2 protein-coding genes are annotated in these 1,368 nt (G+C 70.9%); both read left to right on the top strand.

Annotated features, from left to right (window positions below; all coding sequences use genetic code 11):
• On the top strand, positions 1-558 hold a 558-nt coding region (locus G5V65_RS21845), incomplete at its 5' end, for an ATP-binding protein (protein ID WP_165054721.1).
• A 101-nt stretch (positions 559-659) separates the two neighbouring features.
• The gene (locus G5V65_RS21840) at positions 660-1,283 is read left to right on the top strand and encodes a hypothetical protein (protein ID WP_062563474.1); all 624 of its coding nucleotides are present in this window, start codon (positions 660-662) and stop codon (positions 1,281-1,283) included.
• The last annotated feature ends 85 nt before the right edge of the window (positions 1,284-1,368 follow it).

Here is a 1,368-nt window from a genome sequence, read left to right as displayed (position 1 = left end):
GGGAAGTACGAGACCGTCTTCATCGACTCGATCACCGTGGCCGGGCGGCTCTGCTTCCAGTGGTGCCGCGGCCAGCCCGAGGCGTTCTCCGAGAAAACCGGGAAGCCCGACATCCGCGGCGCCTACGGGCTGCATGGCCGCGAGATGATCGGCTGGTTGACCCACCTGCAGCACACGCGCGGAAAGCATGTCTGGTTCGTCGGCATCCTCGACGAGCGGCTCGACGACTTCAATCGCAAGGTGTTCCAGCCGCAGATCGACGGCTCGAAGACCGGACTCGAGCTGCCCGGGATCGTCGATCAGGTCATCACCATGGCCGACATCCCGGACCCGGGTGGCCAGCCGCAGCGCGCCTTCGTTTGCCAGACGCTGAACCCCTGGGGCTTTCCGGCCAAGGACCGTTCGGGCCGCCTCGACAGGGTCGAGGCCCCGCATCTCGGCCGGCTGATGGAGAAGATCCAGCGCCCTGCGGTGCCAGCCTCCGAGCGTCTCACCTGGCCGCCGGTGACCCCGGCCGATCCCGCGCCCGCGCCCGCGCCGGAGCCCGGCCATGGTTGAGCGCCTCTCACCATGCCCGGTGTCCCGATCCGGTCGCCGGGGTGGCTTTTCCCCTCTGACGCCACTGCGCGTCCCATCCTCCAACTGAAAGGAGCCGCGCAATGTCCGGACCCTGGAACGACTTCAACTCCGCGCAATCCAACACCAACGTCATCCCGAAGGGCACGCTCGCCAAGGTGCGCCTGACGCTCCGCCCGGGCGGCTTCGACGACCCCTCGCAGGGCTGGACCGGCGGCTGGGCGCGCCGCGCCACCACCGGCGCCGTCTATCTCGACGCCGAATACACGGTGCTCGAGGGGCCCTATGCCCGGCGCAAGGTCTGGTCGCTGATCGGCCTCTACAGCCCGAAGGGCCCGGACTGGGCCAACATGGGGCGCGGCCTGATCCGCGGCATCCTCAACTCGGCGCGCGGCGTGTCGGACAAGGACAACTCGCCCGAGGCGCAGGCGCGCCGCCGCATCAACGGCTTCGGCGATCTCGACGGCGCCGAGTTCGTCGCCCGCATCGACATCGGCACCGACACCAACGGCGAGGACAAGAACGAGATCCGCGCCGCGGTCACCCCCGACCATCGCGACTACGCCGCGCTGATGGGCACGATCGCGCCGCAGTTCGCCGCCGCCCCGGCGCAGGGCCATGCCCCGCAGCAGCCCACCACGGCCACCCAGCCCAGCCAGCCCGCGTCCGCCCCCGGCGCCGCCGGTCGGCCGAGCTGGGCGCAGTAAGGGGGAGACCGGCCATGCGCCTGCGCCCCCGCCAGAAGACCTTCGTCGAGCGCAGCGTGGCTGCGCTCGCTTCCCGCGGCAACAC

The organism is Paragemmobacter kunshanensis (assembly GCF_011059185.1).
In the GTDB taxonomy this organism is placed as follows: domain Bacteria; phylum Pseudomonadota; class Alphaproteobacteria; order Rhodobacterales; family Rhodobacteraceae; genus Paragemmobacter; species Paragemmobacter kunshanensis.
The sequence above is the reverse complement of the archived record's forward strand: the minus strand, read 5'-3'. Positions and strand labels throughout refer to the sequence as shown.